Annotated in this window: 12 protein-coding genes; 9 read left to right on the top strand and 3 right to left on the bottom strand. The window is 73.9% G+C overall.

The window, feature by feature from the left end:
* The 6 genes from ABZ562_RS37090 to ABZ562_RS37065 form a co-directional block, all read left to right on the top strand.
* Positions 1 to 2,393, top strand: a 2,393-nt coding sequence (locus ABZ562_RS37090) for an FtsK/SpoIIIE domain-containing protein (RefSeq protein WP_361488672.1), incomplete at its 5' end; no start/stop codon positions are given.
* A 313-nt stretch (positions 2,394 to 2,706) separates the two neighbouring features.
* Positions 2,707 to 4,074, top strand: coding sequence for an extracellular solute-binding protein (locus tag ABZ562_RS37085; RefSeq protein ID WP_361488670.1), 1,368 nt, complete (start codon positions 2,707 to 2,709; stop codon positions 4,072 to 4,074).
* A gap of 23 nt (positions 4,075 to 4,097) precedes the next feature.
* Positions 4,098 to 5,471 carry a sugar ABC transporter permease gene (locus tag ABZ562_RS37080; protein ID WP_361488667.1) on the top strand — a complete coding sequence of 458 codons (1,374 nt, stop codon included), beginning with the start codon at positions 4,098 to 4,100 and terminating at the stop codon, positions 5,469 to 5,471.
* On the top strand, positions 5,468 to 6,349 hold the full coding sequence (locus tag ABZ562_RS37075; RefSeq protein ID WP_361488666.1) for a carbohydrate ABC transporter permease: 882 nt from the start codon (positions 5,468 to 5,470) through the stop codon (positions 6,347 to 6,349). The genes ABZ562_RS37080 and ABZ562_RS37075 overlap by 4 nt, the downstream gene beginning before the upstream one ends.
* A gap of 191 nt (positions 6,350 to 6,540) precedes the next feature.
* On the top strand, positions 6,541 to 8,448 hold the full coding sequence (locus ABZ562_RS37070) for a stealth family protein (protein WP_361488665.1): 1,908 nt from the start codon (positions 6,541 to 6,543) through the stop codon (positions 8,446 to 8,448).
* Positions 8,421 to 9,431 (top strand): FkbM family methyltransferase, encoded by a 1,011-nt coding sequence (locus tag ABZ562_RS37065; RefSeq protein ID WP_361488664.1) that lies wholly within the window; start codon positions 8,421 to 8,423, stop codon positions 9,429 to 9,431. The genes ABZ562_RS37070 and ABZ562_RS37065 overlap by 28 nt, the downstream gene beginning before the upstream one ends.
* Here ABZ562_RS37065 and ABZ562_RS37060 read toward each other — a convergent pair.
* Together ABZ562_RS37060 and ABZ562_RS37055 are read right to left on the bottom strand one after the other, a co-directional pair.
* Entirely contained in the window at positions 9,412 to 10,236 is an 825-nt protein-coding gene (locus tag ABZ562_RS37060; protein ID WP_361488661.1) for a serine hydrolase, read from the bottom strand. The two genes, ABZ562_RS37065 and ABZ562_RS37060, sit on opposite strands and share 20 nt — an antisense overlap.
* Positions 10,181 to 10,516, bottom strand: coding sequence for a hypothetical protein (locus ABZ562_RS37055; RefSeq protein ID WP_361488658.1), 336 nt, complete (start codon positions 10,514 to 10,516; stop codon positions 10,181 to 10,183). The genes ABZ562_RS37060 and ABZ562_RS37055 overlap by 56 nt, the downstream gene beginning before the upstream one ends.
* Positions 10,517 to 10,651: 135 nt before the next feature.
* On the opposite strand from ABZ562_RS37055, the gene ABZ562_RS37050 reads away from it, so the two are divergent.
* The 3 genes from ABZ562_RS37050 (at position 10,652) to ABZ562_RS37040 (ending at position 15,017) form a co-directional block, all read left to right on the top strand.
* Positions 10,652 to 12,694 carry a hypothetical protein gene (locus ABZ562_RS37050; protein WP_361488655.1) on the top strand — a complete coding sequence of 681 codons (2,043 nt, stop codon included), beginning with the start codon at positions 10,652 to 10,654 and terminating at the stop codon, positions 12,692 to 12,694.
* Positions 12,695 to 12,830: 136 nt separating this feature from the next.
* Positions 12,831 to 12,986: a hypothetical protein gene (locus ABZ562_RS37045; RefSeq protein WP_361488652.1), complete on the top strand. Its 156-nt coding sequence runs from the start codon at positions 12,831 to 12,833 to the stop codon at positions 12,984 to 12,986.
* A gap of 27 nt (positions 12,987 to 13,013) precedes the next feature.
* A complete protein-coding gene (locus ABZ562_RS37040) occupies positions 13,014 to 15,017 on the top strand; it encodes a glycosyltransferase (protein ID WP_361488649.1) in 2,004 nt (667 codons plus the stop codon).
* 1 nt (position 15,018) lies between these two features.
* Here ABZ562_RS37040 and ABZ562_RS37035 read toward each other — a convergent pair whose 3' ends face one another.
* On the bottom strand, positions 15,019 to 17,013 hold the full coding sequence (locus ABZ562_RS37035; RefSeq protein ID WP_361488647.1) for a glycosyltransferase family 2 protein: 1,995 nt from the start codon (positions 17,011 to 17,013) through the stop codon (positions 15,019 to 15,021).
* Positions 17,014 to 17,029: the final 16 nt, after the last annotated feature.

Genomic DNA, 17,029 nt, shown 5'->3' with positions numbered 1-17,029 from the left:
GGGGGCGGGGGACGCCGTTGCGGGGGACCACCGTGCCGCTGGGGCTCGGCGAGGCGGGCGCGTCGTACGCGTACGACGCGCCCGGGGCGCAGGTCCGGCGGCGTGGGATAGGTGCCTGGGTGCGGCAGCTGACCGGGGGCCGGGGCGCCGACGAGCGCGGCGCGGACGAGGCCGCGGGCGCCGAGGACGTGGCGGCGCGGGCGGCCGAGGAGGCCGCCGCGCTGCACCGGCGGTGGCCGGACCCCGCCGCGGTGCTGATGACGGCGCTGGGGCCGGGGCCGCGGCTGTGGGAGCGCGGGCCGGGCCACCCGGACGCGCTCACCGTGCGGCTCGGCTCCGCCGACCGGCTCGCGGGCGCGGGCGGGCTGCTGCCCGCGGCGCCCGTGACCGTCGATCTGCGGCAGGCGGGTTCGCTGGGGCTGGCGGGGCCGCGCGGGCGGCTGGCCGGGCTCGCCCGGTCCGTCGTGGCGCAGCTCGCGGCGCTGCACCCGCCGGGCACGCTGGAGATCGTGCTGCTCAGCACCGAGGACCGGCCCGCCGAGTGGTCCTGGCTGGGCTGGCTGCCGCAGCTCCAGCCGTTGCGCGGGCAGGACTGCCGGTTGCTGCTGGCGTACGACGCGGAGCAGGTGACGGCCCGTGCGGCGGAGCTGACGCGGCGGCTGGACGACGCCGCCGGGGGCCCGGCCGGGCCGTACACGGTGGTGATCGTGGACGGCGATCCGGGCCCGCCCGCGCTGCGCGAGACGCTCGGGCGGCTGGCGGTCGGTGGTCCGGGGGCGGGGATCCATCTGCTGTGCCTGGCCGAGGCCCCGGCCGCGTCGCCCGCCTCACCGCTGTCGGTGAGCTACGAGACGGCGTGCGCGGCCTCCGCGGCGTTCGCGTCGTGCGAGGTGGCGGCGCTGCTGAGCGGGGATGTGGCCACCGGGCTGCAGATCGTGCGCCGGGACGCCGCCACCGGCGGCGCGGGCGTCCCCATGTGGGTGGCCGGGGCCACCACGGCGGCCACCGTGGACGCGGTGTCGGGGGCGTGGGCCGAGCGGTTCGCGCGGGCGCTCGCGCCCCTGCGCCCGGCCGCTTCCGGCCACGGCGACGAGGGCGGTCCGGGGCGGCAGGTGTCGGCTCCGCTGCCCTACTCGGCCCGGCTGCTGGACGAGTTGGGGCTGGCCCGGGCCACCCCCGCCTCGTTGATGGCCCGTTGGGCGGCCGCCGCAGACGAGGTTCCGGCGGGCGGCCGGGCGCTCGCGGTGCTGGGCGCCGGGCCGCGCGGGCCGGTGACCGTCGATCTGGCCGCCGACGGCCCGCATCTGCTGGTCGACGGCGGGGCGGGCACCGGCAAGACGGAGCTGCTGCGGTCGCTGGCCGCCTCGCTCGCGGCCGCCGAGCGCCCCGACCGGCTGGAGCTGGTGCTCCTCGACGGCGCGGGGGCGAGCGGCGGCGCGGAGCGCGGCGAGGGGCTGCGGATGTGCACCGACCTGCCGCATGTGTCGACGTATCTGGCGGCCTCCGACCCGGTGCGGATGCGGGAGTTCGCGCAGGCGCTCAGCTCGGAGCTGAAGCGCCGGGCCGAGCTGCTGGGCCGACTGGACTTCGTCGCCTGGCACGCCCGGCTCCGGGAGGGTACGGGCGCGAGCGCGGCGGGCGCCCCGCGGGTGATCGCGCCCCGCTCCCCCGGCGACATCGACGCGCCGCCCAGTACGACGCTGAGGCTGCGCCCCCAGCGCGGCCGCCACGACCAGCCCGACCGTCCCGACCGGCACGACCGTCACGACCCGAGCGAGCAGCACGGCCCCGAAGCGCACACCGCGGAAGCTCCGCGCCCCTTCCCCCGCCTCGTCGTCCTCGTCGACGACTTCGACGCGCTGGTGGCCCCGGCCCTCGGCAGCCCGGGCCGCCCGGCGGCCGGTTCGGTCGTCCGCGCGCTGGAGGCGGTCGCCCGCGACGGCGCCCACCTCGGCGTCCACCTGGTGGCGGCGTCCGGCCGCCCGGACCGTACGGCGGATACGGCGGCGGTCGAGCGGGCCGGGCTGCGGATCGTCCTGGAGCCCCGTCCGCTGGGCCCCGCCTCGTCCGAGCGGCCGGAGGCGGAGACCCACGCGTCCGACGCGTCGGGTGAGCCCGGCGGGGAGCACGCCCCCGGGCGTGGCCGTCTGCTGCGCCCCGAGGACGCCGCGGCGACCCCGTTCCAGGCGGGCCGGGTCACCGGGCGGATACCGCGCACCGCGACCCAGCGGCCGACGGTCGTACCGCTGGAGTGGGAGCGGATGGGCGATCCCCCGGCCCGCCGCCCGCTGCGCGAACTGGGCAACGGGCCGACCGATCTGGCGCTGCTCGCCAGCGCGCTCCAGCGTGCCGCGCAGTCGGCCGACGCGCCGACCGCGCCCGCGCTGATCTGACCGTCGGGCTCCCGGCCGGAGGGGCGGGCCGCACCGCGGCCCGTCACCAACCCCTCGGCGCCCCCGATTAATTGACGCTTTAACCGATCTCAGATCCCAGATCCCAGATCACCGATCACCGATCACCGACCCCAGATCCCAGATCACCGATCTGCCCGTTCCGCTCCCCCTTTGTGATTCGGCGTTCATCACGGCCCGGTCACGACCGTGAGTGAACGCCGAAAACAGTATTGCCACGTTGGGTGACCGGGCGTAGGACTGTCGCACGGGACACGACCGCGCGCGAGGCGGTCGGCATCGGAGGGAAACGGGGATGCAGAAATCGCTTCGCAGGAAGCGGAAGAAGCGAGCGGCACGAGCCGCGCTGGCCGCGGCGTCGGCGGGAGCCCTCATGCTCACCGCCGCGGGCTGCGGCGGCGACGACGGGGACACGGTCAGCGGCGGCCCGCCGCCGGTCACCGTGAAGCTGCCTCAGCTGAAGGGCCAGAAGCTCCAGGTCACCGCCGTCTGGACGGGGACGGAGCAAGAGAACTTCACCAAGGTGCTGAAGGAGTTCGAGAAGCGCACCGGCGCCAAGGTCTCCTTCGTGCCCAGTGGTGACGACATGGCGGGCTTCGTCGGCTCGAAGGTCGCGGGCGGTTCGCCGCCGGACGTGGCGATGGTCGGCCAGGTCGGGGTCATGCGCGAATTCGCGCAGAAGGGCTGGGCGAAACCGCTCGACGCCGCCGCCAAGGCGGAGGTGAACAAGAACTTCGCCAAGGGCTGGCAGGAACTCGGCTCGTACGACGGCAAGCAGTACGGGGTGTATTTCAAGGCCAGCAACAAGTCGCTGCTCTGGTACAACACCTCGGCCTTCGACTACGCGGGCGCGAAGGTGCCGAAGACCTGGGACGAATTCCTGGCCCAGGCCCAGCTGATCTCGGATTCCGGCACGGACGCGGTCGCGGTCGGCGGCCAGGACGGCTGGACGCTGACCGACTGGTTCGAGAACGTCTATCTCTCCCAGGCGGGGCCGGAGAAGTACGACCAGCTCGCCCAGCACAAAATCAAATGGACCGATCCATCGGTCAAGAAGGCCCTCGAGACGCTCGCCCAGCTGTGGGGCGCCAAGGGCCTCGTCGCGGGCGGCCGCGGCGGCGCGCTGCAGACCGCGTTCCCGGATTCGGTCACCAAGGCGTTCGGCAACGCCGCCCAGCCCGAGGCGGGCATGGTCTTCGAGGCCGACTTCGTCGCCGCCAACGTCCAGGACGCGGGCGCGGAACTCGGCGGGGACGCCAAGGTGTTCCCCTTCCCGGCGGTGGGCGCCAAGCCACCGGTGGTGACCGGCGGCGACGTGGGCGTGGCGCTGAAGAACAGCAAGGCCGCGCAGGCGCTGCTGACGTTCCTGGCCTCGCCCGACGCCGCGACCATCTGGGCCCAGTCCGGCGGCTTCATCTCGGCGAACAAAAACGTCAAATTCAGCGCCTATCCCAATGACCCGATGCGTGACATCGCCAAGGCGCTCATCGCGGCGGGCAATGACTTCCGGTTCGACATGTCCGACCAGGCCCCGGCCTCCTTCGGCGGAAAGCCCGCCCAGGGCGAGTGGAAAGCGCTCCAGGACTTCCTCAAGAACCCGAGGAACGTCGAAGGAATCCAGCGCCAGTTGGAAGCCGATGCCGCCAAGGCGTACAAGAACTGACGACTCGACCGGGAGATCCACATATGTCGACCGCGACAGCGGGCGGCGCGGCCACACCTGGCCGGGCACCGTCCGCCCCACCGGCCACTCCGCACGTCGCCAAGAAGAGGAAGAGCGTCCTGGGCACCCGGCCCTGGCTGGCGGCGGTGTTCCTGCTGCCCGCGCTGGTGCTGCTCGGCGCGCTCGTCGTCTATCCCATCGGCTACTCCGTCTACCGCAGCTTCTTCGACGCGAGTGGCAACGGCTTCGTCGGCCTGGACAACTACACGGAGATGTTCTCCGACGACGCGACCAAGACGGCGATCAAGAACAACATCATCTGGCTGATCCTGGCCCCCACCATCTCCACCGCGCTCGGCCTGATCTTCGCCGTGCTCACCGAGCGGGTGCGCTGGGCCACCGCGTTCAAGCTGATCGTCTTCATGCCGATGGCGATCTCCATGCTGGCCGCGGGCATCATCTTCCGGCTGGTGTACGACCAGGATCCGGACAAGGGCGTCGCCAACGCCATGTGGGTGAGCGTGCATGACTCGTTCAGCGCCTCGCCGCCCTTCCCCGGCGCCCATCCGCGCCCGGCCGCCGGGCTGACGGAGTCCGCGGGCGGCTCCTTCACCACCCAGGACACCGTCCGCGCCGGGTCGCCCTCCTCGATTCCGCTGGTCGCCGCCAAGCGCGACGACATCAGCGGCGCGCAGGACGCGAAGGCCGCGCGGCCCGAGGCCGGGAAGATCACCGGCACCGTCTGGTTCGACTTCACCAAGGGCGGTCTGGGCAAGGAAGGCGCCATCGACAAGGGCGAGAAGGCGATGGCCGACCTCAAGATCGAGGCGGTCAAGGACGGCAAGGTCGTCGCCAGAACGACGTCGGCGGCGGACGGTACGTACACCCTCCCCGCCAAGGCCGAGGGCGCCCAGCTGCGGCTGCCCGCCTGGAACTTCTCCGCGCCGTACAACGGCATCGACTGGCTCGGCCCGTCCCTCGTCACCCCCGCCATCATCGGTTCGTACGTCTGGATCTGGGCGGGCTTCGCCATGGTGCTCATCGCGGCGGGGCTCGCGGGCGTACCGCGTGAGCTGATGGAGGCCGCGCGGATGGACGGCGCCAACGAGTGGCAGGTCTTCCGGCGGGTCACCGTGCCGCTGCTGGCGCCGGTGCTCTCGGTCGTCGTCGTCACGCTGATGATCAACGTGATGAAGATCTTCGACCTGGTCTACATCATCGCGCCGGGACCCTCGCAGGACGACGCCAACGTCCTCGCGCTCCAGCTCTTCCAGTCGTCCTTCGGGACGGATGTCAACCAGGGCCTCGGCAGCGCGATCGCCGTGCTGCTGCTGTTGCTGGTGCTGCCCGTCATGTTCGTCAACATCCGCCGGATCCGAAGGGAGAGCCGCCGATGACCAGCGCGGACACGGTCGTACAGACGAAGCGGTCCCCGATCGCGCGGATCGCGGAACGAGCCGGGGGCGGGGTGGTGCAGGTCGCCCTCGTCCTCATCGGGCTCTTCTGGCTGATGCCGACGGCCGGGCTGCTGCTGTCCTCCCTGCGCGACCCCTCGCAGGTGGACATCTCGGGGTGGTGGAAGGTCTTCACCGACCCGTCGCAGCTGACCTTCGACGCGTACGACAAGCTGCTCGGCAACCAGCAGATCACCGATTCGCTGTGGACCACGCTCGCCATCACCATCCCGGCGACCCTCCTGGTGGTCGTCTTCGGCGCGCTGGCCGGCTACGCCTTCGCCTGGATGGACTTCCCCGGCCGCGACTGGTGGTTCCTGATCGTCGTCAGCCTGCTGGTCGTCCCGATCCAGGTCGCCCTGATCCCGGTCGCCAAGCTGTTCGGGGAGATCGGCATCTTCCAGACCACGACCGGCGTCGTGCTCTTCCACACCGCCTTCGGACTGCCCTTCGCGATCTTCCTGCTGCGGAACTTCTTCGCCGAGATCCCCAGGGAGCTGCTGGAGGCGGCCCGCCTGGACGGCGCGGGCGAGCTGCGGCTGTTCTTCCGGGTCGTCATGCCGCTGGGCGCCCCGGCGATCGCCTCGCTGGGCATCTTCCAGTTCCTGTGGGTGTGGAACGACATGCTGGTCGCCCTGATCTTCGCCGACAGCGGCAATCCGCCGATCACGGTGGCGCTGCAGCAGCAGGTCCGGCAGTTCGGGAACAACATCGACATCCTGGGCCCGGGCGCCTTCGTCTCGATGATCATCCCGCTGGCGGTCTTCTTCGCCTTCCAGCGGCAGTTCGTGCAGGGCGTGATGGCGGGCGCGGTGAAGTAACCCCGCCCGACCTGTGGCCCGGCGACCCAGCGGTCGCCGGGCCATCGCCGTCTGCGGGCGGTCGGCGGGGGCGCTGGGCCGAACGGGGGCACTTTGGGCGGCGGCCCGCCATGCCGCCGCCCCATCCGGGCGGCGTTCAGATGATGGTGTGAGGAACCACCCGTCCCGCGCCGCCCGCCCCAGGACGCACGATGCCCCTCACCGCACCGCCCGCCGCCCCCCGCCACCCATGGCTCGCCGATCCGCCCCTGGTACGCGGCTACCGGCGTACGGTCCCGCTACGAATCCGCCGCGCGGTCATCGCCATGACCGGCGCCGACGTGCGCCGCGCGGCCCTGCACGGGCTGGGGCGGCTGTCCCTCGCCTCCGGCACGCTACGGCTGCGCTGGGCCAGGCGGCGGCTGGGCCGGCTGGTCCGTACCGGGCTGCTGTCCGCACCGGACCGCATGGTGATCGCCGACGACCGCGGCACCCGGATCGCGACCGTCGTCCCCGCCCCCACCCCGCTGTTCGCGCGCGCCGAGAACCTGCGGCTGGTGTGCGAGGCGCTGGACCGGGCGCGGCTCGACCACTTCGTCGTCCGCTGCTACAGCAACGTCGCCTCCGCCGTGGGCGTCCGCGCGGACCAGCGGGCCGAGGTGGTCGCCGCGCTCGGCGCGCTGTGCGCGAGGGAGGCGGGCTACGTCTCGCCGCCCCCGCGCCGCAAGGGCGGGGCGGGGGCGCTGCGCCTCGGCGCCACGGCCCGGGCCTGGCGGCCGCTGGCCGGCGCGCCCGTCATCCGCTTCACCCGCTTCCACACCACCCCGCGCGGGGACCTCGTCCTGGGCTCCTCGCACGGCTGCGACATCGAGTTCTGGGAGCGCGCCCCGGCGGACGCCCCGGGGACCCCGGGGACCTCCGAGCCGACCGACCACACAGCCACCGGCGGCGCGCCCCACCTCCACGCCCCCCGCCCCAACCGCACCACCGCCTCCGTACCGCTCGTGGGCGACGCCGTACGCGCACCGGACCAGCGGTTCACCCGGCTCGCCCCGGCCGAGGGCTGGTCCCCGGGTCCCCTCGTGCGTACGCGCCCCGAGTTCACCACCCGGCTGCCGGACGAGGTCCGCTTCCCCATCGACGTCGTCTACACCTGGGTCGACGGTTCGGATCCGCGGTGGCAGCGGCGGCGGGCCGCCGTAACGGGCGAAGGCGGCGGCTACCACGAGCAGGCCGCCAACGCCGCCCGCTACGCCAACCGCGACGAGCTGCGCTACTCCCTGCGCTCGCTGCACCTGTACGCCCCCTGGGTGCGCCACATCTACATCGTGACGGACCGCCAGGTGCCGCCCTGGCTCGCGCTCGACCACCCCGGCATCACCGTCGTCGACCACGAGGAGATCTTCGACGACCTCACCGTGCTGCCCACGTTCAACTCGCACGCCATCGAGACCCGGCTGCACCACATCGCGGGCCTCGCCGAGCACTTCCTCTACTTCAACGACGACGTCTTCCTCGGCTCGCCCGTCACCCCGCAGGACTTCTTCCTCGCCAACGGCGTCACCAAGTTCTTCCCCTCCCGCGCCCTGATCCCGCTGGCCCCCGCCGACCGCCTGGACGTCCCCGTATCGGCGGCGGGCAAGAACAACCGCAGGCTGCTGGAGGGCCGGTTCGGCGCGACCGTCACCCAGAAGATGAAGCACACCCCGCACGCCGTGCGCACCAGCGTCCTCGCCGAGATCGAGCGGGAGTTCGCCGACCCGATCCGCGCCACCATGGCCAGCCGGGTGCGTTCCGCCTCGGACGTCTCCCTGCCGTCCTCGCTCCACCACTACTACGCGTTCCTCACCGGCCGCGCGATCCCGGCCCAGCTGCGGTACGACTACGTCGACCTGGCCCGGCCCGGCATCCACTCCCGGCTGGCGAGGCTGCTGCGCTCGCGCCACTGCCAGGCGTTCTGCCTCAACGACACGGTCTCCTGCGAACACGACCTGGCCGGTCAGCTGGCCCTGCTCCGCCCCTTCCTCGACGCCTACTTCCCCGTCCCCAGCCCGCTGGAGCGGGCCGTCACCCGACAGGAGCCGCGGCAGCCATGCCCCTCGCCATCACCCTCCCGCTGAACCCGGACGTCCTGGCCGCCAGCGGTCCGTACCCCCGCGCGCTCAATGTGCTCAGCCGCAAACAGACCGCGGTCCAGCGGCAGTTGCGCCGCTCCGGCCTCGCGGGCTACGAACCCACCACCCAGGCCACCCTGCTGGCCCTGGCCGGACAGGCCCCGGCGGGCGGCGCGGTGTACGACATCGGGGCGCACATCGGGCTGTACTCGGCCCTCATCGACGCGATCTACGGGCACGGCGGCCCGCACACCATCGCCTTCGAACCCACCCCGCAGACCGCCGCCCTCTGCCGCCGCATCCGCCACTGCAACGCCCTGGACTACGAGGTGCAGCAGACCGCGCTCTCCCGCGAACCCGGCACCGCGGAGCTGTACTTCTCCCACAAGTCGGAGTCCTCGAACTCCCTCAACCCGGCCCACCGCAAGCACACCGAATCGGTGACCGTCCCGGTCACGACGGTGGACGCCTTCACCGAGGACCGCGGCCTCACCCCCCACCTCATCAAGATCGACGTCGAGACCTACGAGGCGGCCGTCCTCACCGGCGCCCTCGCCACCATCCGCCGCCACCGCCCCTGGATCATCTGCGAACTCCTCCCCAGCGCCGACCACGACACCCTCCGCACCGCCCTGGCCCCCCTCACCGCCATGGACTACGGCCTGCACCCGATCACCCCGGAGTCCCCCTGGCAGCGCTACGACGAGACCACCTACCGGCAGGCGGTCAGCCCCCAGTCCCGCGACTGGCTCCTGGCCCCCCGCCCCCTCGCCCCCGCCTTCCACCGCGCCGTACGCCGCTGGCTCATCGCGATCCTGGCCTGCGACGAGACGACGAACCTCCTCACCCCCGACAAGGCGTCCTTCCCCTACGCCTGGAACGCCCCCTACCGCCCCCGCGCCCTCCGCCCCACCCTGACCCGCCTCACCACCGCCGCGACCCTCGCCCGCCGCGCCTTCCCCCGGCCCGTCACCACGACGGTGCGCTGAGCGGCCCCGGCTCGACCGCCTCCGACACCGCGACGAGAAGGCCCTCGACACCGTCGCCCCAACGGGAGCTGATGACCAGATCCCGCGCCGGGTCGGCCCACAGCAGATGGGCACCTCCGTTGCCGCGGGCGCAGCGCCCGGTGGCCGGGGCGCCCGGCCAGACCGTGCGGTGGTCGTTGAGCCACCAGGACAGCCCGTAGTCCGGCTTGACCCGGCACGGGGTCCACATCCACTCGATCCAGCGGGCGGAGACGACCCGGGTGTGCCCCCACCGGCCGCCGCGCAGGCACAGCTGCCCGACGCGGGCCAGGTCGAGCGCGCTGATCCACAGCCCTCCGCCCCAGTGGGCGCCGCCGGACACCACCGGCACCCGCGCTCCGTCGAGGTCCACGAACGCGTTGGCGTAGCCGTGCCAGGACCAGGACGACGACGCCCCGATCGGCGCCATGACGCGCTCCCGCAGCACGTCCGGCAGCGCGCGGCGGAACAGGACCGTGAGCGCCAGGGCGGTCAGGTTCACCCGGACGTCGTTGTACGCCCAGCCCTCACCGGGCGGCCCGCCCGCCGACTCGGTGCCCTCCCGCGTGCTCTGCGCGTCGGCCGACGTCGGCTTCCCCCACAGCTCGCCCTCCCACTGGCTCGTCTGGTCCAGCAGATGCCGCCAGGTGATCGCCCGCCCGTGGACACCCTCGAACTGCGGCAGCCCGACCCGCGCGGACACCGGCTCGTCGAGGATCAGCACCCCGTCGTCATGGGCGATGCCCGCCACCAGCGCCAGCACGCTCTTCGTCGCGCTGTACGCCATCTCCACCCGCCCCGGATCCCCCCCACGACCCGATCACCACCCCCCGCCGGACGACCACCCCACTCGCCCCGCCGCCATCCAGCAGCGGCCCGATGACCTCCCGGTGCGAGGCGTCGGCCACCTGTGCGTCGAGGTACGCGGCCATGTCCCCCACCCCGGCCACCGCCCGCTCGCCCTGCTCCCGAGCGGCCCGCGCCACGGCCCCCGCGTCCACACCCTCCCAGGGGTCGCCGAAGCCACCCGTCTCGCCCAGGACCACGCCGACCTCGCCCATTCCCACCCTCCCCGTTGGAGCCGACTCACCGCACAGACTGCCGGCACCCGGCCACCATTCGGAGAGCGACAAAAGGCGCATATCCGGCGAGTCGCCTAAGGTGCAGTCAGTACGACGCAGCCTCCGCGAAGGGCACGTGCCATGAATCGCCTCGGTGTCCGCAATCCCCGCGGTCTCGCGGCGTTCGCCGTGGTGGCCGGGGGGATGGTGACGATGGCGGGGGCCGGTGTCAGCGGGGCCGGTGGGGTGTTCGTGGGGGCCGGGGCGGTGGGGGTCGCGGGCGATCTGGCGCTGCAGCGCTGCGCTCCGGGGCTGATGGGGCGTCTGGGGCGATTGCACATCGGGGAAACGCTGCGCTTCGAGTTGCGGTGTGTGCTGCTGCTCCTGCTGCTCGGGCGGATACACGTCACCGGCCCGATCGGGCTGGCGTCGGCGATGGCGCTGGTGCTCTGTCTGCTGGGCGGCCAGGCGCTGCATGCCGCGATATGCACGCTGATCCGCCGTCGGCGGCGGCTCGCGGTCGCGGCGCGCCACATCGATCTGCGCCGGCTGGGCATCAGCGACCGGCCGCCGCGGCGGCTGACCGAATGGCCGGGGCTGCGGATGCTGGCGTACGAGGTGTCGGCGCTGGCCGGGCTGGGGGCGACGCTGGTCACCGGGGACGCCCGCTGGGTGGTGGCGGGGCTGACCCTGGCGGCCGGGGGGTGCCTGGTGACGGTGCTGGCGCTGCTGCCGTACCTCGTGCGGTCGCTCCGGCTGCCGGGCCCGGCACGGGTGCTGGCCGAGGTGAACGCCTGGCTGGGGCGGCACCGGCCGGAGACGGTGCTGTACTTCTCCGGGCCGCGGGAGTCCGCGTACCAGGTCGGCATGTGGCTGGAGACGCTGGCCGCGCTGCGCGCCCCGGCGCTGGTGATCCTGCGGGAGCGGCATCTGCTGGAGGGGCTGGCGCCGACCGCGCTGCCGGTGCTGTGCGTACCGGCCGCGACGCATCTGCGGCGGCTGGACCTCGGCAGCGTGCGGGTCGCGCTCTATCCGGCGAACGTCGGCGAGAACATCCATCTGCTGCGCGTCCCCACCATGCAGCACGTCTTCCTGGGCGATGGCGACACGACCGCCGGAGTCGATCCGTACAGCAAGGTCTACGACCAGGTGTGGGTCGCGGGCCGGGCCGGCCGTCAGCGGTACGCGGAGGCGGCGGTCGGGGTCGAGGACGCGGACATCGTGGAGGTGGGGCGGCCGCAGCTGGACGGCGTACGGGTCCGGGAGGACGACGACCGCGCCCCGGCGGCGATACCCACGGTGCTGCTCACGGCCGGGGACGAGCCGCTCGTACGGCGGCTGCTGGAGAGCGAGCCGCCGGTGCGGGTCCTCTACTGGCCGCACCCCGCCGCAGGCGGCCGCCGGTCCGCCGCGCACCGGCGCATCGTCGCGGCGATCGGCGCGGCGAACGAGCGGCGGGCCGGGCGGGAGGCGGACGAGCCCGAGGAGGTGCGGGCGCTGCGCGCCGAGGCCGCCCGCTGCCGCACCGAGCTGACGCGCCGTATCGCCGCGCACCAGGCGCGGCTGCGCCGGGCGCACGCCGACGAGGCGATGCTCACCCGCGACAGCGCCGCAGCCGATCCGGCGCCGCCCGAGGAGGCCAGGGAGCTGAGCGAGCAGTGGCACCGGGCCCACTGGGCGGCCTCACCGCCCTGGTCGCACCAGATCATCGAAGCGGACGTCACGAACTCCCCCGCCCTCCACTCCTGCTTCGACCAGGCCGATCTGCTGATCGGTGACCCCTCCGGCGTGGTCTCGGACTTCATCGCCACCCTCAAGCCGTACGCCCTCGTCGACACGGCGGGGCTCGGCGCGCAGGAGTTCCGGCGGCGGCACACCGTGGCCCGCGCCGCCTATCTGCTGGGCCCGGAGGACGCCGGGGTGGACGACCTCCTGCGGCTGCTCTTCGACCCCGCCGGGGACACGTTGCGCGCCGCCCGCCACGAGCTGAGGGCGTATCTGCTCGGCCCCAGCACTCCGCCGTCCATCCAGCGCTTCGACGAGGCGGTCGACGCGCTCGCCGCGAAGGGCGAGGCGCTCAACCGGCTGCGCGAACTCCAGACGATCCGCGAGGGAGCACCCGATGAGCATCAGCCGGCCGCACCGTGTTCGTGCGCTCCCTCCGCGCCGCCGCCCGCGAAGTGAACCGGGTCCGGTGCGTCCTACGTCGAACGGGGGCGCCCCGGACGCCGGTCCGTCACCCACCGGCCGTACGTCCCACACCCGTCCCTCACCCCCGGCCCCGACCATGAGCAGCCCCCACCAGGAGTCAGGAGCGATCATGGGAACGCAGCACGTCGCAGCCGTCGGCCTCATCCAGGCGCCCACCGGCGGCAGATGGGCCGCGGACCGCGACCGCGTCCGCCGCGGCGATCCCCCGCACCGCGGCACCCCCGCACGCACCCGCCCGTCCGCACCCCCCGGCGACACCGCCTGAGCCCCACCTCACCCCACCGGAGTCCGCATGTTGCCGCGCACCCCACGCCCCGGCCCGCGCCCCCGCGTCAGCGTGATCGTCCCCGCCCGCGACGCCATGCCCACCCTGACCCGCGCCCTGACCTCCGCCATGGAGCAGACCATAGGCATCGCCCGGCTGGAGATCATCGCGATCGACGCCGGGTCCACGGACGGCACCGCCGAGGAGCTGGACCGGCTGGCGGCCGACTGCCCCGCCCTCAAGGTCGTCCACCAGGAACCCGGCGGCGGCCCGGGCAGGCCGCGCAACACCGGCCTCGACCTCGCCCGCGGCGACTACGTCTTCTTCCTCGACGCCGACGGCCACCTCGGCCCCGACGCGCTGCGCCGCATGGTCGCCATGGCCGACCAGAACGGCACCGACGTCGTCCTCGGCAAGATGGCCTCCCCCACCGGGCGCGGCGTCCCCCGGGCCGTGTTCCGCCACAACCAGCTGCGCACCGACGTCCTCGCCTCCCACGCCTACTCCACCCTCGCCCCCTGGAAGCTGTTCCGCCGCTCCCTCATCGAACGGTTCCAGCTGCGGTTCCCGGAGCACTGCCGCGCCGACGAGGAGCAGCCCTTCACCGCGGCCGCCTACCTCAACGCCTCCGGCATCTCCGTCGTCGCCGACTACGACTGCTACCACCTCGCCCGCCACGAGGCCCGGCAGAATCCCACCCGCCGCGGCCTCTCCGACCGCATCGACGCCATCCGGCTGCTGTTCCAGACCGCCGCCCGCTACACCCAGCCCGGTCCGCGCCGCGACCATGTGATGCGGCGCCACATCCGCCGGGAGCTGTGCGGCGCGCTGCGCGCCCTGCCCCGCGAGGACGAGACCGAGGCCCGGACGCGCTTCTTCCCCGAGCTGCGCCGCTGGGCGACCGACCACTGCTCGGACGCGCTCTTCCGCACGCTCACCGCGCCCGAGCGGCTGATGGTCCATCTGCTGCGCACCGGCCGCTTCGACGACCTGCTGAGCGTCATCCGCACTGCCAAGGAGGACGCGCGCCGCGGCCGTCTGGTCGAGAAGGGACGCGTGTACTGGCTGCACCCGTTCTTCCGCGACCCGGCGGCCGAAATCCCCGACGACTGCTTCGACGTCACCGACCGGCTGCCGGTCCGCCACCACCTCACCGGCGCGGCCTGGTGCGGCGGCTCCACGCTGCGGGTCCGCGGCCGGGCCGAGGTCACGGGCCTGGACGCCGGGCCCGAGGACCACACCGAACTGATACTCCGCCACCGCGAGACCAAGGACGAACTGTGCGTACCGGTCTCGGCGGCGGACAGCGAGGTGGAGGGCGAGTTCGAGGCGGACGTCGACATCGCCGCCGCCGGCGGCGGCGCCCCGCTGCGCCCGGGCGTGTGGGACGTCTACCTCGACGTACGCGCCGAGGGCGTCAGCCGCACCATACGGTTCGGCAACCGCCACGCCGAGGGGCTCGACATCGGCACCGCGCGCCGGGTGGTGACCGCGGGCCCCGGCCTGCGCGCCCGCGTCACGCCGTACTTCACCACCCCGTACGGCAATCTCTCCCTCGACATCGGCCCGGCCCCGCGCGGCGCGCCCTGCGAGGTGACCGAGGCGCTGTGGCACCCGTCCGACAAGGGCACCCTGGTCGTCGCCGGGCGGCTGCTGCCGCCGGGCTCGCCGCCCCGCGACCGGGTGCTGCGGCTGCGCGCCGAGCACACCGACGGCCGCGTCCTGGACCACCCCGTGCGGTACGCGGCGGGCCACCCGGCGGGCGCGTTCACCGCCCGGCTGCCGGTGCGCGACCTCGGCCGGGGCCGCTGGACGGTGACGCTCGCGCTCGTCGGCCACGGCGACGGCCCGCCGTGCGCCGCCCCCGTGCCGCCGCCCGAGCGGCTGCCCGGCACCCGCTGGCTGCGCCGGGGCCGTCCGTACTACGCCAAGCCGCTCACCGGGCGCGGCGCGGCGACCCTGGAGCTGCGCATCGCCCCCGTACGCCTGCTCGCCGCCGCCCGCAACCGCCTGGGCCGCCTTACCCCCTGAGCTACCGGATCCAGCGGCGGGCCCAGCGGCTCCGGGCCCGCCGCAACCGCCGCCGCGCGCCCGCTACGACCCTGATCGGCGCGACGTCCAGGGCGAGCGCCGGGGCCGATCGCGGGGTGAGCGGTTTGGCGTAGTACGGGCGGCCGAAGCGGAACCAGCGGGTCGAGGCCAGGTTGCCCACGCAGGGCACGACGACGGTGCGGTCCTCCAGGCGCAGCGTCAGCGTCCAGCGGCCCGCCGTCAGCTGCCCGACGGGCAGCAGCGCGGTGAAGTCACCGGAGGCGCCGCCCCGCTCGAACCGGGCCGCCACCTCGCGCACCGCGCCCGCCCCGCTCTCGGCGCGCAGCCGCACCCAGCCCCCGTGCTCACCGGTCAGCCGCCCGCCGACGATCAGGACGCTCTTCCTGGCGCCGTGCCACGCGGTCCGGGTCACCCGGCACGGGGCGTCCTCGGGGGCGTGGGCGACCTCGCCGACGTCGAGCGAGAGATTGCCGTACGGGGTGAAGTACGGGACGACCACCACGGGTTCGCCCCGGGGGGTCGTCACGGCGCGCCGGGCCGGCCGGGTGGCCTCACCGGAAGCCCGGCCCTCGCGGCTGCCGCCGAACCGCACGACGCGGCTGACACCCTGGGCGCGGACGTCGAGGTAGAGGTTCCACAGGCCGCGTTCCAGCGGCGCGCCGCCGTCGGCGGTGGCCGGGTCGATGACGGCGGCGAAACCGGACGTCCCGGGGTCGTGTGTCGCGGGCACCCGGATCTCGGGCCGGTCGGCCTCGTACTTGCGCAGGACGACGTCCGTGCCCGCGTCGATCGCGTCGATGCCCTCGATGGCGGCCCGTCCGGTCAGCCGCAGCGCTCCGCCGTGCCAGCGCGCCGTGTCGAGGTGGTGGTGGACCGGCAGCCGGTCCGTGATGTCGAAGCAGACGTCGGGGACGTCGGCGGTGTGGTCGCGGAAGAAGGGGTGGAGCCAGTAGACGCGGCCCTTGTCGACGAGGTGGCCGCGCTCCTGGTCCCGCTTGGCGTCGCGCGCGACGGCCAGGACGTCCTCGAAGCGGTCGGTGCGCAGCAGATGGATCAGGAGCCGGTCCGGGGCGTCGATCCGCTGGAAGATGGTGTCGGTCACCCAGGTCCGCGCCCAGCGCCGGAACTCGGGGAAGAAACGCTCCCGCGCGTCCCGCTCGCTCTCGCGCGGCAGCAGCCCCCGCAGCGGACCGCACAGCTCCCATTCGACGTGACGGCGCATGATCTGGTCCCGGCGGGGGCCGGGTTCGAGGTAGCGGGCCACGGTCTCGAAGCACAGCCCGATGCCGTCCATGCGGTGGGCGAGGCCGGAGGCGGTGAGGGTGAGGTTGCTGCGGTTCTCGCGGTAGCGGACGTAGTAGCAGTCGTAGTCGGCGACCACGGAGATGCCGGAGGCGTTGAGGTAGGCGGCCGCGGTGAACGGCTTGTCCTCGCAGTTGCGGTAGGGCGGGAAGCGCAGCCGCAGCCCCTCGATGAGGGAGCGCCGGAAGAGCTTCCAGGGGCCCAGGGTGAGGTAGGCGTGGGAGGAGAAGATGTCGGTGCGCGGCTGGTTGTGCGAGAAGACGGCCCGGGGCACGGCGCGGCCGCCGACCGAGGCGATCCGGCCGAGCACGATGTCGGTGCCGTTCTCGTCGGCCATGGCGACCATGCGGCGCAGCGCGTCCGGCCCGAGGTAGTCGTCGGAGTCGAGGAAGAACACGAAGTCGCCCCGCGCGCGGTCCAGGCCGGTGTTGCGGGGGCCGCCCGCACAGCCGGAGTTCGCCTGATGGACGACGTGCAGCGCGGGGCACCCGCGGGCGAGCCGTTCCAGCTCCTCCCCGGTACCGTCGGTCGAGCCGTCGTCCACCGCGATGATCTCGATCCGGTCCAGGCCGAGGGTCTGCTCCATGGCGGAGGTGACGGAGCGGGTCAGCTCCGGCATGGCGTTGTAGGCGGGGATGATCACGCTGACACGGGGAGGGGACGCTGAGGGCATGACGGGCTCCTGACTC

The sequence above is a fragment of the Streptomyces sp. NPDC019937 genome, assembly GCF_040631655.1.
Classification (GTDB): Bacteria; Actinomycetota; Actinomycetes; order Streptomycetales; family Streptomycetaceae; genus Streptomyces.
This window is presented reverse-complemented; position numbering and strand designations above follow the sequence as displayed.